We start from the raw sequence: 16,591 nt of genomic DNA, 5'->3' as shown, positions 1-16,591 counted from the left end.
AAGTGTCAGTTGACAAAGTCGTTTCATTTGTAGAAGAAGCGGAAGTAGTAGCTCTGACCCAAAATCTGATTCGCATTCCAAGCGTATACCGTCCGGGAGTACCGGGCGGGAACGAAGAGAAAGTTGCGCTGTTTGTCGTTGATTATTTGAAAGAAATGGGCTTGACGGTGCATTATGAGGAAGTGGTGCCAGGCCGTCCCAATGTGATTGCCATTTATGATTCGGGCAAACCGGGCAAAACGCTGCTGTTCGAGGGGCATACGGACGTCGTCACCGAGGGTGATCTTGATTCGTGGAGCTATGATCCGTTTGGGGGAACGATCGAGAACGGGCGGATCTATGGTCGCGGTGCCTGCGATACCAAAAACAACCTGGCAGCAGCCATCTGCGCCGTAAAGGCGATTCAGCGTTCCGAGCTGCCGTTTACCGGCAAGATCATCCTGTGCATACCTTGTGATGAAGAGAGCATGATGATCGGCATCAAAGATTTCATCCGCCGCGGATGGGCGGACGGGGTAGATGGCGCGATCATTTGCGAACCGGAAGAAAATCAAATCTGCATCACGCAAAAAGGGGCCATGCGGGCGATCCTGCGGGTGTACGGAAAAATGGCGCACGGTGCCATGCCGCTGACCGGCATCAATCCGAATACGCGAATGGCGCGCGCCATCGTCGCGCTCGACGAGCTGGAACGTCAAGAAAAAGAACGGCTCGGCTGCCATCCGATGCTTGGATACCCTAGCATCACGCCGACGATTTTGCAGGCGCCGGTCAAAGGGGATGCGCAGATCAACGTCGTCCCTGACCAGTGCATGACGACGCTCGATATTCGCACGGTTCCAGGCCAAGATCATGCGGTTTTGCGCCAGCAAATGGAAGACATCCTTGTCGCATTGTCCAAAGACGATGAGCATTTCCGCGCAGAGCTGGAAATCATCGAGGAGCGGCCATGGACGGAGACGGACATCAACGATCCGATCGTACGGGCGGTTGCGGAATCCTACAAGGCGATCACGGGAAAAGATCCGGTATACAACGGAGTCCCGGGCGCAACTGACGGAACATTCTTGCATTTGGCGGGTGTACCGATCGTCACGACCGGTGCGGGCGACCGTCATGTGCCGCACCATGCCGACGAATATGTCGACATTGCAGAATTGGTCGAGACCACCAAGCTGTATGCGCGTGCAGCATTGGTCTTCCTGAATGAATAACCGAGTAAAAAGGAGGGACTTTGCCAAGTCTCTCCTGTATTGCGTTAAAGTTTGGAAGCGCTTACACGATTGAGGTGATTGCATTGACAAACCTTTCACGGAATGATTATAATACATTGAAAATTCAAAGTTATCTTGCACCGGTACAAGAGGTGTGGGACATAAGTAGGAGGGGTTTTTTCCAGCTCTAGGAAGTCGCAGTTGTTTACCAGCACATAAGGGGGAAAAAAGATGGTAAAAAAACGTAGTCTTCTACTCGTAGTGGTTTCGCTGGCATTGCTCGTCCTCTCGGCTTGTGGCGCCAAAACGGTCGATCAGGGCAGCCAAGGTGCAGGTGGACAGGCAGGGGCCGGTGACCAGTCGCTCGAACGGGTCAAATCTGCGGGGGTTATCAATGTCGGCATCGAGGGAGCATACCCGCCTTTCAACTTTTACAACGACAAAAACGAACTCGTCGGATTCGACGTAGATATCGCCAATGCGGTCGCGGGCAAATTGGGCGTGAAAGTGAATTTTGTCCCAACGCCGTGGGATTCGATCATTGCGGGCCTTTTGGCGAAAAAATACGACATCATCATTTCCAGCATGGGCATTACGGAAGAGCGGAAACAAAAAGTCGACTTCACGGAACCGTACTACCATACCGGCGGCCAGCTGTTCGTTCCGAACGACTCACCGATCACCGACCCGACCAAGATCGAAGGAATCAAGATCGGCGCTTCGATCGGTTCGACGTTTGAAGAAAAAGCGAAAGAGCTGAAAGTCGATTTGGTGACGTACAAAACCGACATGCTGACATTCCAGGACATGTTGAATGGCCGGATCAAAGGCGTCATTACGGATAAAGCGGTAGGGGCCAACATGATCAAGGAGAAAAAATATCCGTTCAAAGCGTTGGGCGATGTGCTGTACAAAGAGGAAGCGGCTTTTACGGTCCGCAAAGACGAGGGCACGCTGAAAGATGCGTTGAACAAAGCGCTAAAGGAAATCCAAAGCGACGGCACATACGAGAAGATCAGCAACAACTGGTTTGATAAAGATATTCGCTAGAAGGGGCTGCATCTGAATGCTCGATTTTTCTCTGGTTACCCAATTCTTCCCTTTTCTGCTTGAAGCATCGTGGCTTACCATTGAACTGACCGTTCTTTCGATCATCCTCGGACTGATCCTGGGCTTGATCGCCGCTTTGATGAAAATATCCAACTCCAAACCATTGATGTGGCTGGCAGATTTCTATCTCTGGGTGATAAGAGGAACGCCGGTCCTGGTTCAAATTCTGCTGATGTATTTTGCCCTCCCTCAATTCGGGATTCAACTCGACGCCTTCGTCGCCTCGGTACTTGCGTTGGGAATCAATGCGGGTGCCTATATCGCGGAAATTTACCGAGGCGGTATTTTGTCCGTGCCAAAAGGGCAGGTGGAAGCAGCCGAATCGCTCGGGATGACTTACCCAACGATCATGCGCCGCGTCGTTTTGCCGCAGGCGCTGCGCGTCAGCTTTCCGGCATTGGGCAATCAAGCGATTTCCATGCTGAAAGATTCATCGATGGCTTCTGTCATCACACTTCCTGAACTGATGATGACCTCCCAGCGTTTCGCTGCAACCAACTACGCCTTTTTTGAATTTTACATTGTCGCCGCTGGGCTTTATTTGCTCATGACCACCATTCTTTCGTTCTTCTTGAACAAAATGGAGAGACGCATGTCTAAAAGCGAGCGATAGGAGGGGAAACCATGAGAAATGAAGCACAAGCAGCCGGAATGGAAAAGCGGGAAGCGATCATCCGCATCGAGGATCTTCACAAAAGCTTTGGCAATCTGGAAGTGTTGAAAGGCATCGACATGTCGATCCATCGCGGTGAGGTTGTGTCGCTGATCGGCGCGAGCGGTTCGGGCAAAAGCACCTTGTTGCGCTGTCTCAATCGGCTCGAAACCATCTCGAAAGGCAAAATCACGATCGATGGCATCGAGCTGAACGAATCATTGAAAAACATCAGCCAAATCCGGCGGGAAGTCGGCATGGTATTCCAGCAGTTCAACCTGTTTCCGCATATGACGGTCTTGCAAAACGTCATGGAAGCGCCGATTCAGGTGAACAAGGTGGGCAAGGAAGAGGCGCGAAAGATCGCGGTCAATTTGCTGGCCAAGGTCGGTTTGGCCGAAAAGCAGGACGTGTACCCGCGCAAGCTGTCAGGCGGGCAGCAGCAGCGGGTCGCCATTGCCCGCGCGCTCGCGATGAATCCCAAGATCATGCTGTTTGATGAGCCGACATCCGCGCTTGACCCCGAGTTGGTGGGGGAAGTATTGCAGGTCATGAAGCAGTTGGCCAAGGAAGGCATGACGATGGTCGTGGTGACGCATGAGATGCAGTTCGCACGAGACGTGGCCGACCGGGTCGTCTATATGCACAACGGCTTGATTGAAGAGGAGGGGGACCCGCAGGACGTGCTGGTGAACCCGAAAAGCGAGCGGCTCAAATCGTTTTTGCGCCTGATCAAATAAGGGAAGAACAGCTCCCGATGATGCCAAGACCATCGTCGGGAGTTTTTTTCGTGCAAAAAAGACGCTCACCACATGCGGGAGCGTCTTTCGCTTGTACAAGCGAGGCAAACGTTTGCCAAGGCACACGTACATTACAGATTCAACACGAGCTTTTCACAGGCTGCACGGGAGACGCAGGTCATCATCTGGTTATGCTGTGCGCGCTCGCTGTCAGTCAGGACGGTGTCGTAATGAGCCACGGTTCCATCAAGAACCTCGACCGCACAGGTGCCGCAGCCTCCGACCCGACAGGAATAGGGCGCGCGGATTCCGGCCTGGAGCAATGCGTCGAGCAGGCTCTGTTGCTCCCCAACCTCGATGCTTTTGTTGCTTTTGCGCAGCTCCGCGACGAACGGGCTGCGGGTGATCGGTGTGATCGGCGTGAACAGTTCAAAATGGACGCTTTTGTCCGGATAGCCGTAGCCTTGCGCGGCTGCACGGAATTGGCTGACCATCATCTCCGGTCCGCAAAAATAAACATGGGTGCCGATCGGTTGGCTGGCCATCACCACAGGCTGCAAGCGGGCTGCAGGACCGTCTGCAGAAAAATAAAAGCGGCAGGAATCGGGATATAGACGCTGCAACTGCGCATAAAACGCGCATTGCTCCCGCGATTTGGCCGCGTAGTGCAATTCAAACGTCTTGCCTGCTCGCGACAGCTCGGCCATCATCGACAAAAACGGGGTGATCCCGATTCCAGCGGCAATGAACACATGGTGGCGGGCGCGAAAGCTTGGCAAGAAATGATTTTTGGGATAGCTGATCGAAAGCTCGCTGCCAACGTCCACAGCCGTATGCAAGTACAGGGAGCCGCCTCGGGAATCTGCGCTCTTCTGGACAGCAATGTCGTAGGACGAAAGCATCTCTCCCGGATCGTTGAGTAACGAATAGTGGCGCTCCAGCATGCCTGTTTGTGTCGGCAGAAAGGTGGTAATATGGGAGCCGCTGCTAAAGGCAGGAAGAAGCTCCTTTGATTTGGCGGTAAGGGTGAAGCGTTTTACCGTTTCGGTTTCCTGAATGATCCGAGTTACAATGACCGGTATGTTTGCGTGCATCAGTGCCAACCCTTTTCTATCGGAGGAATGTGCAGTTTGCCTGCGTTATTGAATCGAAGTATAGCCGAGATAGGCTTGCAGCCGCTTGGAAAAATGATCGGAGACAGTCAAATGAATCCCGCAGAAATCGCAAAAGAATTCCAACTCCTGCTGGACTTCATTCATCTCCTGACAAGCGGAGCAGTACACTTGCTTGGACATGGGACCGAATCCGCGATACTCCATCTCATCGTCCGAAAAACCGGCTTCTTCCGCCAAACGGAGCAGCGGTTGCTGCAAATCCCATGCCGTGTACACATACAGGAAGGTTCCGATCTGCTGATTGGACAACAGCCGTTCGAGGCCAGGCTGGTTCAAGCTTCCCTTGCCCACATGATGAACCTCGAACGGCAGATTGCTTTCGGACAATTGCTTGCGCAGCTCATGGGAAGCATGCTCGCCCGCTGCATCGACCAACAGGACACATCTTTGCTTTTGCATCGGTCAGCACCCCGCTTCATTGAGGAAATTGTGGAGATAATCGATCGTTTGCCCGCGGAACAGCTTCATTCCTTTGTAGTCGGCGATGAAATCAGGCAGTTCCACCAAGATGTGATAGAGTTGTTTCGCATAATCGCGGTTTAAAGCGAGTTCTTGCAAGGAAATCAAATGGGTGTGGATCGTAAAAAGCACGGCATGCGTGCGCGGGAGCCGGAACAGCTTTTGCACCTCCACGCGCAGGTACACTTCCTGTCCAGCATTTTCTGCCGTAATTTCCTTGCGCTTCTGTCCCCACAAATGGAACGTTTCGAGTGAGGAATCAAGCTTATGCCCTGCGTTCAATGACCAATTGCGCCTGACCCATGGCTGGCCATTTTCCAGGCGCATGATGAAATTGCGGATTTTTTCGTCGAGCCGATCGGCGGAGAAGCCGGGGATCGGTCTGTGGATCTCGACGAAATTCATCCCGAGATTAAATTGCAGCGACCAGTTGGCGGGGAAACAGAGCTGACCGGCGTCGAGAAAGAGATCGTTGTCGCGCTGGCCCATGACAATCAAATCTTCTTGGACATGGCGGCCGACGAAATCGAGCGGCTCGATCGGCAGCGTGCTGGCATCGCCGAACGTAAAGGCGGCGGTTTCGTTCAACATATGGTTGGTAAACGTCCACACGCTTTCCTTCTTAGCTAACGTGAAGGAAGCGGGATACGTTTCTGCAAGATGATGGAGGACAATGCTTACAACTTCCCATTGCGCCTGTAGCGTATGCGGCAGCGATTGGTAGCATCGGCTATGGCAGTCGGTTAACAGCTTTCGCTTCAAGGCGATTTCGTCTTCATACTCGGGTGTCACCTCGATCGCGATTGGGGGATCAAGCAACAGCGAGTTGTTGGAATAGCGATATACATCGCTCGAAAAAGGATACGGGAAACGCGATACTTTGTCAGAAGACATGGCTACACCTCTCCTTCATTTACAGAAAATTACCCATATTCCCTTAATTATAGCGATTCCTGCAGCAAGTTGAAATGATTCCGTTACAAACTTCTGTATTTTTTGTGACTTGCAAGCTTTCCCATAGAAATTGCAACAAACCTGTTCTATACTACTATCGGACCCTATTACGTAAAGCGAGGATTTTCGACAGATGAGAACAAAATGGCAAATGATAAAACGTCTCCTATTCGCGACTTGCTGTTTCGGCCTCTATTTTGTGTTGTCGACAGCGGCTATCAGCTTATACGGGCCGTTTGAAAATATCCGAAGCACGATTGTTGGAATGGTGCTGACAAGTCGCCATCCGTTCGTGATCACTCCTTTCTTCTCCAAGGAGACGCTGGCCAAATACCAGCCGGTCGGACTCGACCAGATGGATCGCGGAACCGATACAGCAGGCAATTTTTCTGATATAAGCGATGAAGGGATTGAAGAGATCCCGATCAAAACGGCAAAATTTACCGGGACGATGCTGGTTGTAAAAGACCCGAAGCGCGTTCATGTGGGTGTAACGAAGCATTTGAATCACGTCGGACAGACCGTCAGTGAGATGGTGAAGGACGCCAATGCGGTGGCAGGCGTGAACGCAGGCGGATTTTTTGATAAAGAAGGATTGGGCACCGGCGGGATTCCGATGGGCTTGACCATTTCCCGCGGTTCGTATGTGAGCGGGGACAAGAAGGCGCTCCAGCCGGTGATCGGCATGACGAGCAAGGGAGCCCTCGTCGTCGGTAAATATACGTATGACGAGCTTGAACGGATGGGAATCAAGGATGCGATTTCATTCGGGCCCGAGCTGGTCAAGGACGGGAAGCCTTACTTGAAAGAATCGTCCGGATCGTGGGGGATCGCGCCGCGTACGGCGATTGGACAGCGCGAGGACGGGGCGATTTTGCTGCTCGCCATCTCCGGGCGCGGCAACAACGGAATTGGTGCCACGCTCTTGGACATTCAAAACATCATGCTGGAACAAGGAGCCGTCATTGCCGCCAATCTCGACGGCGGATACAGCACAGAGCTTTATTATCAAGGGAAGTTTCTGGTGCCGCCATCCAATCCGTTGGGTGAGCGCTATGTTGCAACCAGCTTCCTAGTCGATGGTGTGAAAAAACAATGATGAGACGATCAGATCGAAAGAAACGAAAACAAACGCGTTTGAACAAATGGATCACAATCTTCCTGGTTCTTTCGCTCGTGCAAATTGGCGGACTATATGGAATGGATCAATTTTTGCAGCCGTCCTCCATTTCCGCGAGTGGCAACAACCAGGGAAATCAGGAACCGGCGAAAACGATCCTCATTCCAAAAGAAGCGACTGTGTCCGCGTACAGCCCGGACGGCAAGCACTTGGCCTATGTGCAAAATGACGGGACGTTCGTCGTCGCGGATGAGCAGGGGATCGTCTACAGCAAGCAGGCGGAGGAGATTCCTCATTTCCAATGGCTGGGAAATACCTCGCTCCTGTTTTTCGCCCAAGACAACTCGTTGCGGGCATACCTGCTTCAAGTGCACGGCGCTGGCACCGAGACACAGGAACCGGTGATGATCCAGCGCTGGTCCGGGAAAGAGACCAAGGTCGAGCAAGTGGATTTCTCGCCGTATTTGGAATACCTGTACATCATGGTGAAACGCGGCGATGACAAGCTGCTCTATCGTTACAGCGCGGGAGAGGGCCTGAACCGGATTGCGCTTGGCAGCCTGAAGCTTGAATCCGTCACGTACGATGACAAAACCGACGTCCTGACCTTGTACATGACAGACGGCAGCGTCTATCGTTATGAGAAACGGCGCCTGTATGATGCAGCAGGCAAAATCGTGCGCGAAGACCCGTCGTCCGAGCCGCAATCGGGCGGCAAGAATCAATATGAACCCAATTCAGTCGGAAAAAAATAACGAAAGCAAGGGGGAGGCGAAGCTTCCTCCTTTTTCTTTTATGGATCAAGCAGCGAGGATCAGTCGGAGAAAATTTGGAATCTTACAATATGAACGAATATTTTGTCGATACTTCTTACACTTTGTAAAATGAACAAAGGAAAACAATTGGTGTACGATCAAAACATACTCTCACCATACACACTAGGAGGTTGAGCAACAGGTGATTTGGGACTTTCTTTTTCAACTGCCGACACGAATCGAATTTGGAAATGGAAAAGTGAAAGAGCTGGCACAGCGCGTTTTGGAGCTGGGAGGGAAAAAAGCGTTGCTGGTAACCGATCAGGGCATCGTCAAGTCAGGCATTCTCGACATCGTGACAGGCGTTCTGGAGGCTGGTGGGATCGCGTACACCGTGTACGATCAAGTGAAACCGAATCCGCGTGATGTCGATTGCATGAATGCGTACCAATTGGCCAAAGACGCAGAGGTAGACGTGCTGATCGGCTTGGGTGGAGGCAGCTCGATGGATACGGCCAAAGCGGTCGGAACGCTTTTGACGCATGGCGGTGAAATCAAGGACTGGTATGGCTTGAATGTGCTGGAGAAACCGATCACGCCGCTGATCTGCATCCCGACCACAGCGGGTACTGGCAGCGAGATCACCTTTTTCTCCGTGATCACCGATACGAACACCAAGTTAAAAATGAACATACTCGACGCGAAAGTCGCACCAAAAATCGCTCTGCTTGATCCGGAGCTGACGGTTACGCTGCCTGCACATGTAACCGCTTCCACCGGGATGGATGCGTTGACACATGCGATTGAGGCGTATACGTGCAACATTTCCGAACCGATCACCGATGCGCTCGCCCTGTATGCAATCGATTTGATCGTAGAAAATTTGCCGCTTGCTGTAGCAGATGGCGGCAATCTGGAAGCGCGGCGCAACATGTTGGCTGGCAGCCTGATTGCGGGCATCGCGTTCGGCAACTCCGATGTAGGCGGTGTCCATTGCATGGCGGAAGCGCTCGGCGGGTTGTACGATACTCCGCATGGCGTCGCCAATTCGATGCTTCTCCCGTATGTGTTTGAATACAACATTCCGGCAGACCCGCGCAAACACGCCGTTGTCGCTGAAAAGCTGGGGGCCAAACGGAATGGCCGCACGGATGAAGAGGTCGCACAGGAAGGCGTTCAGCTGCTCAAAGACCTGGCGCAAGCCGTCCGCATTCCCAAAATGAAAGAGCTGGGCAATGTAAATCCGGAAGATTTCCGCTACTTGGCGGAAGCGGCTACCAAAAACGTATCGGCGCCAAGCAATCCGCGCCCTGCCACAATGGAGGACTATTTGAAATTATTCCACACTGCTTTTGAAGGATAATTCTGACGTACACAAGGGATAGGTGCATATATGAGTGATCTGAAATTAAATCGGACATTAGGGTTTTGGGCAGCATATTCCGCCTCGGTTGGACTCGTCGTTTCAGGGACAGCGATGGTTGCCTTGGGCAATGGATACGGCGTGAGCGGTCCTGCATACAGCATCGTTGCATTCGGCGCATTGATCGTCATTTTATGTGTGGCGCTGTCGTATTCCGAGATGGCAGCCATGATTCCCGGCGCAGGCATGGTTGGTGAATATACGCTTCCGGCATTGGGCAAGCTGCCTGCGCTGTTTGCCGTATTGGCGGGCTACATCGTGCTGGTCGGCACGGACGGCGGTACGAACATGATCGTCGGCGGTCAGTCGCTGGAAGCGCTGATCGGTGTCCCTTGGTATCTATGCGTCGCCGTCATCCTGGTCTTTCTCGTCATTGTCAACATGATGGGGGTCGAGGTGTTCGGTAAAGTCCAGTCAGTGCTGGCCATCAGCATGATGGCGCTCCTCGGCCTACTCGGGCTGTGCGGCGTGTTCGGGATCGGGACCCAAGAGCCGTTGGCTGTGCAGCCGCCATTCTCCGCCTTGTCGTGGCAGGAGCAAGCAGGGACGCTCGGGCTTGCGATCTGGCTGTTCATCGGGATGGAATTCGTCGCGCCGCTTGCCGAAGAGGTGAAAAATCCGGGAAAAACGATCCCGTTCGCCATGCTGTTCGGCTGCTTCACCATCTGGCTGGTCGACCTGTTTTTCGGGCTGGGTGTCACCAAGTACATTTCGTTGGACAAGCTCGCTGCGTCGACGATCCCGCATGTGGACGGCGCAGCCGCCATGCTGGGCAAACCGGGCTTGGTCATCATGAGCATCGTCTCGATCTTGGCTGCGGTCACGACATGTGACACATATTTGGTCGCGGTTCCGCGCATGCTGTACGGTTTGTCAAAAGAAGGGCTGCTGCCGAAAATGTTTTCCTGGCTGCATCCGAAAACCCGGACACCGTGGTATGGTATTTTCTTTGTCGTCGCTTTGATTTTGATCGTGCTCGTCTATGCGGTAATCAATAACGCCAACATTGATTTCGTGACGACCATGATCGCGGTTGCCTGCGGGACCTGGCTGATGTCCTACATGATCACGCAGATCGACGTCATCGTGCTGCGCGTCAAATATCCGAAAGCCGTGCGTCCGTTCAAGACGCCGCTGTATCCGCTCCCGCAAATTATCGGCATCGTTGCCTGCATGTACATGATCTATACACAGTACCAGGACCCGACCGTATTGACCATTTCCCTTTATGTGATCGCGGCCATCCTGATTTTTGGTATCGTGTATTTGAAAATGACCGGTCAAAAACTGTTTGAACCCGTGCCATTAGAAAAAATTTACGAAGGAATCCGCAAGCGCAGCGAGTTGGACAGCGAGCTTGGCATCGCCGAGGAAAAGTAGCGGGGTTGTCCGCATGAAACGAAAAGGTGGGGGAGCATGGGACTGTATACTGTCATCGATCAGCGCGCATTCAAGGTGCTGCGCTCCGTCGCAACCGATTTCGAGCCATTCGCTCCCATCGATGCGGCCTCGCATAATCGCATTCAGCTGGATGGTAAAAAGCTTGGGGTAGACGGCCTGGAAGCAAGCTACCGGATCATCAACAAGTGGATGGGGCGCGTCTATGTGTATACATGGAAATGGTCGCTTCCCGATGATTCTGTCCAATCGGATGTTGTGATAAAATGTAAGTATTCAGGAAAAATGGGCAGCCGGGTCGCACAGTTCGTCTCCAGGCAAGATTCCGCATTGCTGCAGCGACTCAATCGGGATCAAGAGATTTTGGCGCTGTGCAATGCGATCGATTATGAGGCGATCGAGCTGCGTTACTCCCGCGAGGAGCGGCGCTGGCATGTGGAGATGAAGCCGAATTACGGCGATTTCATCTGGATCTTGTTTCCGCCCGTGCGGTATGCGCGCAAGCCCAAGCAGCAAGAAATGGACGATACGATGCGTTTGGTCAAGCGATTGGCCCAAAAAATCAAACAAACGATCAAGTGAGGTGTTTGCATGCTGCAAGCGAAAGCATTTTTGACGGATTTGAATACGGTGCAAAGAATGTATATCGATGGAAAATGGGTGACGAGCGAAAGCGAGGAGACCCGCAATGTGATCAATCCGGCGAACGGCGAAATCATCGGCGTCGTGACGGAAGGGACACGTGAAGACGCGAAAAAAGCGATCTTGGCAGCGAGACGCGCATTCGACAAAGATGGCTGGCAGGATAGCAAAGCCCGCGATCGCGCCGCTCTCTTGAACAAGGTGGCGGATGCGCTCGAAGCGCGTGTGGAAGAATTCGCTTCGCTCGATACATTGAACAACGGCAAGCCGCTGCGCGAATCCCGCTACGATGTCGCCGATGCGGTGAACCAGTTCCGTTATTTTGCCGGTCTGTGCACCAAGCCGCACGGCACGACGTACGATGTGCCGGACGATATGCAGGCGATGGTGGTGCGCGAGCCGATCGGCGTCGTCGGACAGATCATCCCGTGGAACTACCCGCTCGTCATGGCGACGCAAAAAATCGCGCCGGCGATTGCAGCAGGCTGCACCGTCGTCATCAAGCCCGCCGAGCAGACGCCGCTGTCTTTGATCCGACTGTTCGAGATCATCGATGAAGTCGGCTTCCCGCCGGGGGTGATCAATCTGGTGCTCGGTGCAGGGGAGACGGTCGGGGCAGAGCTGTCCGAGAGCCCGCTGGTGGACAAGATCGCCTTCACGGGCGGAACGGATACCGGTATCCGCATCATGAAAGCGGCCGCGGAAACGATCAAAAAAGTCGGACTCGAGCTGGGCGGAAAATCGCCAAACATCGTGTTCGCCGATGCTGATTTCGAGACAGCCGTAGATTTCGCGTTGTATGCGATCTTTGCCAACCAGGGCGAGGTATGCTCCGCCGGTTCCCGCCTCCTGCTTGAGGAGAGCATCTGACGAGCGATTCGTCGCGGAGCTGACTGCCCGCGCCCAACAGATCGTCGTAGGGGACGGGACGGACGAAGGAACCGAGATGGGCCCGCTGATTTCAGAAGAGCATATGAACCGGGTTCTCTATTATATTGAAGAAGGCAAAAAAGAAGGCGCGACATTGCTGTGCGGCGGCCATCGCCTGATGGATAACGGTCGGGACAAAGGCTTCTTCGTGGCGCCGACCATTTTCACCGACACCAAGCCCGACATGAAAATCATTCAGGAAGAAATTTTTGGCCCTGTATTGGCGATCCAAACGTTCCGCACGGAGGAGGAAGCGATTGAGCTGGCCAACGGCACGCGTTTCGGCCTGGCAGGCGCGGTCTTCACGACAGATGTCGCCAAAGCCCATCGCGTGATCAAAAAGCTCCGCGCGGGCATCACCTGGATCAACACCTACCACCCAACGTACAACGAAGCGCCGTGGGGCGGCTATAAGCAAAGCGGAATCGGCCGTGAGCTTGGCACGTACGGATTCGACGAGTATCTCGAAATCAAGCAGATCAATGTCAATCTGAATGTGGCGCCGAGCGGATGGTTCGAGAAGCGCAGGTAAGCAAAACGAGAAGAGCAGATGAAAGGGCGACCGGAGACGGCCGCTCTTTTCACTGTGCACAGGATGCATAAATTGACGAGAAAAAACCGCTGGATGCATGCTAGCAAGTGACATATTTTTCAGCACGTCCGGCATATAATCGTACGTATGGCAGGTTGCACCCAAAATACATAGGCGCTCGCCAACGAAAGAGCCGGGGAGGATTTTTGGAATGAAAGTAACGTGGAACGAGCTTGTGATCGAAGGAACACCACACGAAATACAAACGTTTCTCACCATGTGCAACATGCTTCCTGCCGATTCGCAAGCACAGGGTGGCGAGGGGACAGCAGACAGCACGACGGAGTGGCAGCGCGCGCTGTATCGCGACCTGCTGCAAAAAAGCTACTATGGAAAAATGTTTGCGCGAAACGCCGCAAGAAACAGCAGGTAAGAGAGGAGATTCGACATGCACCTTGACAAAAGAAATGAAAATCGGTTAACTATTGTAATAGTAAGACAATTTCGGTTGAGAGAGTTGAGGAGGATGTCGAGATGAGTAGAGTTGAGATTCAAGATGGATATTTTGGTCAATTTGGCGGGAGTTTCGTTCCGCCAGAGCTGCAAGAGGTGCTTGATTACCTGACGGCCCAATTTGAGCAATACAAGGATGATCCGGAATTCAATGCCGAATACCGCTATTATTTGAAAGAGTATGTCGGCCGCGAAAATCCGCTGACATTTGCACAAAATTTGACGAAAAAGCTGGGCGGGGCAAAAATTTACTTGAAGCGTGAAGATTTGAACCATACCGGCGCACATAAAATCAACAATGTCATCGGCCAAATTTTATTGGCAAAACGCATGGGGGCAAAGCGCGTGATCGCCGAAACCGGAGCGGGACAGCACGGTGTCGCGACCGCTACCGCCTGCGCCATGTTTGATATGGATTGCACGATTTACATGGGGGCGGAAGATATTCGCCGCCAGGCCCTGAACGTGTTCCGGATGGAGCTGTTGGGGGCGAAAGTGGTTTCGGTGGCCAAAGGGCAAGGCCGTCTGAAAGATGCGGTCGATGAAGCGTTCGCCGATCTCGTGGAAAATTACAAACACACGTTTTACCTGCTTGGGTCTGCGGTAGGTCCGCATCCGTTTCCAACCATTGTGAAGCACTTCCAGGCGATCATCAGCGAGGAATCCAAGCGGCAAATCCTCGAAAAGGAAGGGCGCTTGCCTGACGCGGTCATCGCGTGTGCTGGCGGGGGAAGCAACGCGATCGGGGCATTCGCGCATTACATCGACGAGCCGGGCGTTCGGCTGATCGGTGTGGAACCGGACCAGGCTGCTGCGCTGACAAAAGGCGTTCCTGCGGTATTGCACGGGTTCAAATGCTTGGTGCTGCTCGATGAAAACGGCAACCCGCAGCCGACCTACTCCATTGCGGCTGGACTGGATTACCCGGGTATCGGACCCGAGCACAGTTACTTGAAGGAATCCGGACGTGCGGAATATTACACGGTAACGAACGAGGAAGTGCTGGAAGCTTTCCAGGTATTGTCGAAGACGGAGGGCATCATTCCGGCACTGGAAAGCTCACACGCTGTCGCGTACGCGCTCAAGCTGGCGCCGACGCTGTCTTCCGATCAAATCTTGATCGTCAACCTGTCGGGGCGTGGCGACAAAGACGTGGAGCAAGTCTTCGCGATGCTGAAAAAATGATCAGGTCATTTGGCCTGATTTTTTTTCTTCGCGCGGACGGAAAACGGCCCCTTTTACCATATAGATAGCCAAAGATGCAAGTAGTGAAAAGTGCAACGGTTTCGTGGTATGCTTATAAAAAAACAAGTAGTGCCCGGAAAGGGGATGGCAAATCATGATGCAATCACAGCAAAATGGAGAAGAGTTCCGTTTCGAAATGCCAGAATATTATAATTTCACTACACAAGTGGAAGCGTTTGCAGCCGCACATCCTGAAAAGCCAGCAGTGCTTGTCGTAAATGAAGACGGGAGCAGCAAGAGCATGACGTACGCAGGGCTTACGGGCTATGCCAATCGGATCGCAAACGTGCTGTCATCGCTCGGCATCGGCCACGGCGACAAAGCGATTGTCCTCGTTCCGCGCGGGATCGAGGCGTACGGGATTTATTTGGCGCTCGTCAAGCTGGGCATCGTGGTTTTGCCAGGCTCGGAAATGCTGCGCGCAAAAGATATTGAATATCGTGCCAATCATGCGGAAGCGAAAGCGGTTATCGCCTTTGGCGGAATCGCAGATGAGGTTGACAAGCTGCGCGGCAACTGCCCGACGCTGCGCCACTATCTGATCGTGGGAGAGGCCAAGGAAGGCTGGTTGGCGCTCGACGATTTGGCGGAAGAAGCGGAAGAGCTTGCGCTGAATGTGCAGACGCGTTCGGATGAGCTGGCGTTTTTATCGTATACATCGGGGACGACAGGCGGCCCGAAGGGGGTCATGCACGTGCACGGCTGGCCAGCCGCCCACTTGGCGGTCGCCGCTACCTACTGGCTCGGCGTCGAGGCGGACGATCTCGTGTGGGCGACAGCAGGCCCAGGATGGGCGAAATGGCTGTGGAGTCCGTTCATTTCCACGCTTGGCAAAGGAGCGACCGCATTTGTCTACAAAGGGCGGTTTTCACCGGAGACGTATTTGAATTTGCTCGGGACCTATCCGATCTCTGTGCTTTGCGCGACACCGACCGAATATCGGATGATGGCAAAAGTTACGGATCTGGACGCGTACAAGCTGCGTGCGCTGCGTTCAGCGGTTTCGGCAGGAGAGCCGTTGAATCGCGAGGTGATCGATACGTTCCGCCGCGTGTTCAATGTCACTGTCCGTGACGGCTACGGGCAGACGGAAAATACGTTGATGATCGGAACTTTTGTCGGGATGGAGCCGCGTCCGGGATCGATGGGCAAACCATCGCCGGTTGTGAACGTTGCCATCATCGATGATGAAGGAAATCCGGTGCCAAATGGCGAGGTCGGCGATATTGCAATCGATCGTCAAATGGTTGCGCTTTTCAAAGGGTATCTCAATGATCCGGAACGGACCGCGCGCGCGTTCCGCCGTGACTGGTACGTAACCGGCGACCAGGGGCGAATGGACGAGGATGGGTATATTTGGTTTGAAGGGCGTTCAGATGACATCATTATCTCCGGCGGCTATACGATCGGCCCGTTCGAGGTCGAAGATGCCCTGGTGAAGCATTCCGCGGTGGCGGAGTGCGCAGCTGTTGCGAGCCCCGATCCTGAGCGCGGCCATGTGGTGAAGGCATTTGTCGTATTGAAGCAAGGCTATGCAGGCTCCGATGCGTTGGTAGCCGAGCTGCAAAATCATGTGAAGGAGCTGACGGCGCCTTACAAATATCCGCGCAAGATCGAGTTCGTCACCGAGCTGCCCAAGACGACATCGGGCAAAATCCGCCGCATCGAGCTGCGTCAGCAGGAGGCATCCCGCCCGTAGCTGGCAGCGCTCGCTAGCGTAACCAGTCAT

The 16,591-nt window shown here is 53.5% G+C and carries 15 protein-coding genes and 1 pseudogene; 13 read left to right on the top strand and 3 right to left on the bottom strand.

Annotated features, from left to right (window positions below):
- The first annotated feature begins 2 nt into the window (after nt 1–2).
- The 4 genes from ACTID9_RS15310 (at nt 3) to ACTID9_RS15295 (ending at nt 3,716) form a co-directional block, all read left to right on the top strand.
- The gene (locus ACTID9_RS15310; protein ID WP_441065251.1) at nt 3–1,214 is read left to right on the top strand and encodes a M20 family metallopeptidase; all 1,212 of its coding nucleotides are present in this window, start codon (nt 3–5) and stop codon (nt 1,212–1,214) included.
- A gap of 231 nt (nt 1,215–1,445) precedes the next feature.
- A complete protein-coding gene (locus ACTID9_RS15305) occupies nt 1,446–2,264 on the top strand; it encodes a transporter substrate-binding domain-containing protein (protein ID WP_441065249.1) in 819 nt (272 codons plus the stop codon).
- A 16-nt stretch (nt 2,265–2,280) separates the two neighbouring features.
- Entirely contained in the window at nt 2,281–2,937 is a 657-nt protein-coding gene (locus ACTID9_RS15300; protein ID WP_441065247.1) for an amino acid ABC transporter permease, read from the top strand.
- Between the two features lie 56 nt (nt 2,938–2,993).
- Nucleotides 2,994–3,716 carry an amino acid ABC transporter ATP-binding protein gene (locus ACTID9_RS15295; protein ID WP_441072614.1) on the top strand — a complete coding sequence of 241 codons (723 nt, stop codon included), beginning with the start codon at nt 2,994–2,996 and terminating at the stop codon, nt 3,714–3,716.
- Nucleotides 3,717–3,847: 131 nt separating this feature from the next.
- Here ACTID9_RS15295 and ACTID9_RS15290 read toward each other — a convergent pair whose 3' ends face one another.
- From ACTID9_RS15290 to ACTID9_RS15280, 3 genes are read right to left on the bottom strand one after another with little or no spacing between them, the layout of a single operon-like run.
- Nucleotides 3,848–4,810 carry a PDR/VanB family oxidoreductase gene (locus ACTID9_RS15290; protein WP_441065246.1) on the bottom strand — a complete coding sequence of 321 codons (963 nt, stop codon included), beginning with the start codon at nt 4,808–4,810 and terminating at the stop codon, nt 3,848–3,850.
- Between the two features lie 45 nt (nt 4,811–4,855).
- Nucleotides 4,856–5,290, bottom strand: coding sequence for a dimethylamine monooxygenase subunit DmmA family protein (locus ACTID9_RS15285; protein ID WP_441065244.1), 435 nt, complete (start codon nt 5,288–5,290; stop codon nt 4,856–4,858).
- A 3-nt stretch (nt 5,291–5,293) separates the two neighbouring features.
- On the bottom strand, nt 5,294–6,244 hold the full coding sequence (locus ACTID9_RS15280; protein ID WP_441065241.1) for a heme-dependent oxidative N-demethylase family protein: 951 nt from the start codon (nt 6,242–6,244) through the stop codon (nt 5,294–5,296).
- A gap of 193 nt (nt 6,245–6,437) precedes the next feature.
- Between ACTID9_RS15280 and ACTID9_RS15275 the strand changes: the two genes are divergently transcribed.
- The 9 genes and pseudogenes from ACTID9_RS15275 to ACTID9_RS15235 all read left to right on the top strand — a co-directional run bounded on the left by ACTID9_RS15275 (nt 6,438) and on the right by ACTID9_RS15235 (nt 16,561).
- Nucleotides 6,438–7,403 carry a phosphodiester glycosidase family protein gene (locus ACTID9_RS15275; protein WP_441065239.1) on the top strand — a complete coding sequence of 322 codons (966 nt, stop codon included), beginning with the start codon at nt 6,438–6,440 and terminating at the stop codon, nt 7,401–7,403.
- Entirely contained in the window at nt 7,400–8,179 is a 780-nt protein-coding gene (locus ACTID9_RS15270; protein ID WP_441065237.1) for a hypothetical protein, read from the top strand. Before ACTID9_RS15275 ends, ACTID9_RS15270 begins: the two co-directional genes overlap by 4 nt.
- A gap of 202 nt (nt 8,180–8,381) precedes the next feature.
- Entirely contained in the window at nt 8,382–9,542 is a 1,161-nt protein-coding gene (locus ACTID9_RS15265; RefSeq protein WP_441065235.1) for an iron-containing alcohol dehydrogenase, read from the top strand.
- Between the two features lie 30 nt (nt 9,543–9,572).
- Nucleotides 9,573–10,982 carry an APC family permease gene (locus ACTID9_RS15260; RefSeq protein WP_441065233.1) on the top strand — a complete coding sequence of 470 codons (1,410 nt, stop codon included), beginning with the start codon at nt 9,573–9,575 and terminating at the stop codon, nt 10,980–10,982.
- A 36-nt stretch (nt 10,983–11,018) separates the two neighbouring features.
- Nucleotides 11,019–11,582, top strand: coding sequence for a hypothetical protein (locus ACTID9_RS15255; RefSeq protein WP_441065231.1), 564 nt, complete (start codon nt 11,019–11,021; stop codon nt 11,580–11,582).
- A gap of 57 nt (nt 11,583–11,639) precedes the next feature.
- A pseudogene (locus tag ACTID9_RS15250) lies at nt 11,640–13,104 on the top strand (aldehyde dehydrogenase family protein).
- Between the two features lie 211 nt (nt 13,105–13,315).
- Nucleotides 13,316–13,537 (top strand): hypothetical protein, encoded by a 222-nt coding sequence (locus ACTID9_RS15245; protein ID WP_441065230.1) that lies wholly within the window; start codon nt 13,316–13,318, stop codon nt 13,535–13,537.
- Nucleotides 13,538–13,638: 101 nt separating this feature from the next.
- Nucleotides 13,639–14,802, top strand: coding sequence for a tryptophan synthase subunit beta (gene trpB, locus ACTID9_RS15240; protein ID WP_441065228.1), 1,164 nt, complete (start codon nt 13,639–13,641; stop codon nt 14,800–14,802).
- 157 nt (nt 14,803–14,959) lie between these two features.
- Nucleotides 14,960–16,561: an acyl-CoA synthetase gene (locus ACTID9_RS15235; protein ID WP_441072612.1), complete on the top strand. Its 1,602-nt coding sequence runs from the start codon at nt 14,960–14,962 to the stop codon at nt 16,559–16,561.
- Nucleotides 16,562–16,591: the final 30 nt, after the last annotated feature.

Origin of the sequence: Brevibacillus fluminis (assembly GCF_052072235.1) — a bacterium.
GTDB lineage: Bacteria > Bacillota > Bacilli > Brevibacillales > Brevibacillaceae > Brevibacillus_D > Brevibacillus_D fluminis_A.
This window is presented reverse-complemented; position numbering and strand designations above follow the sequence as displayed.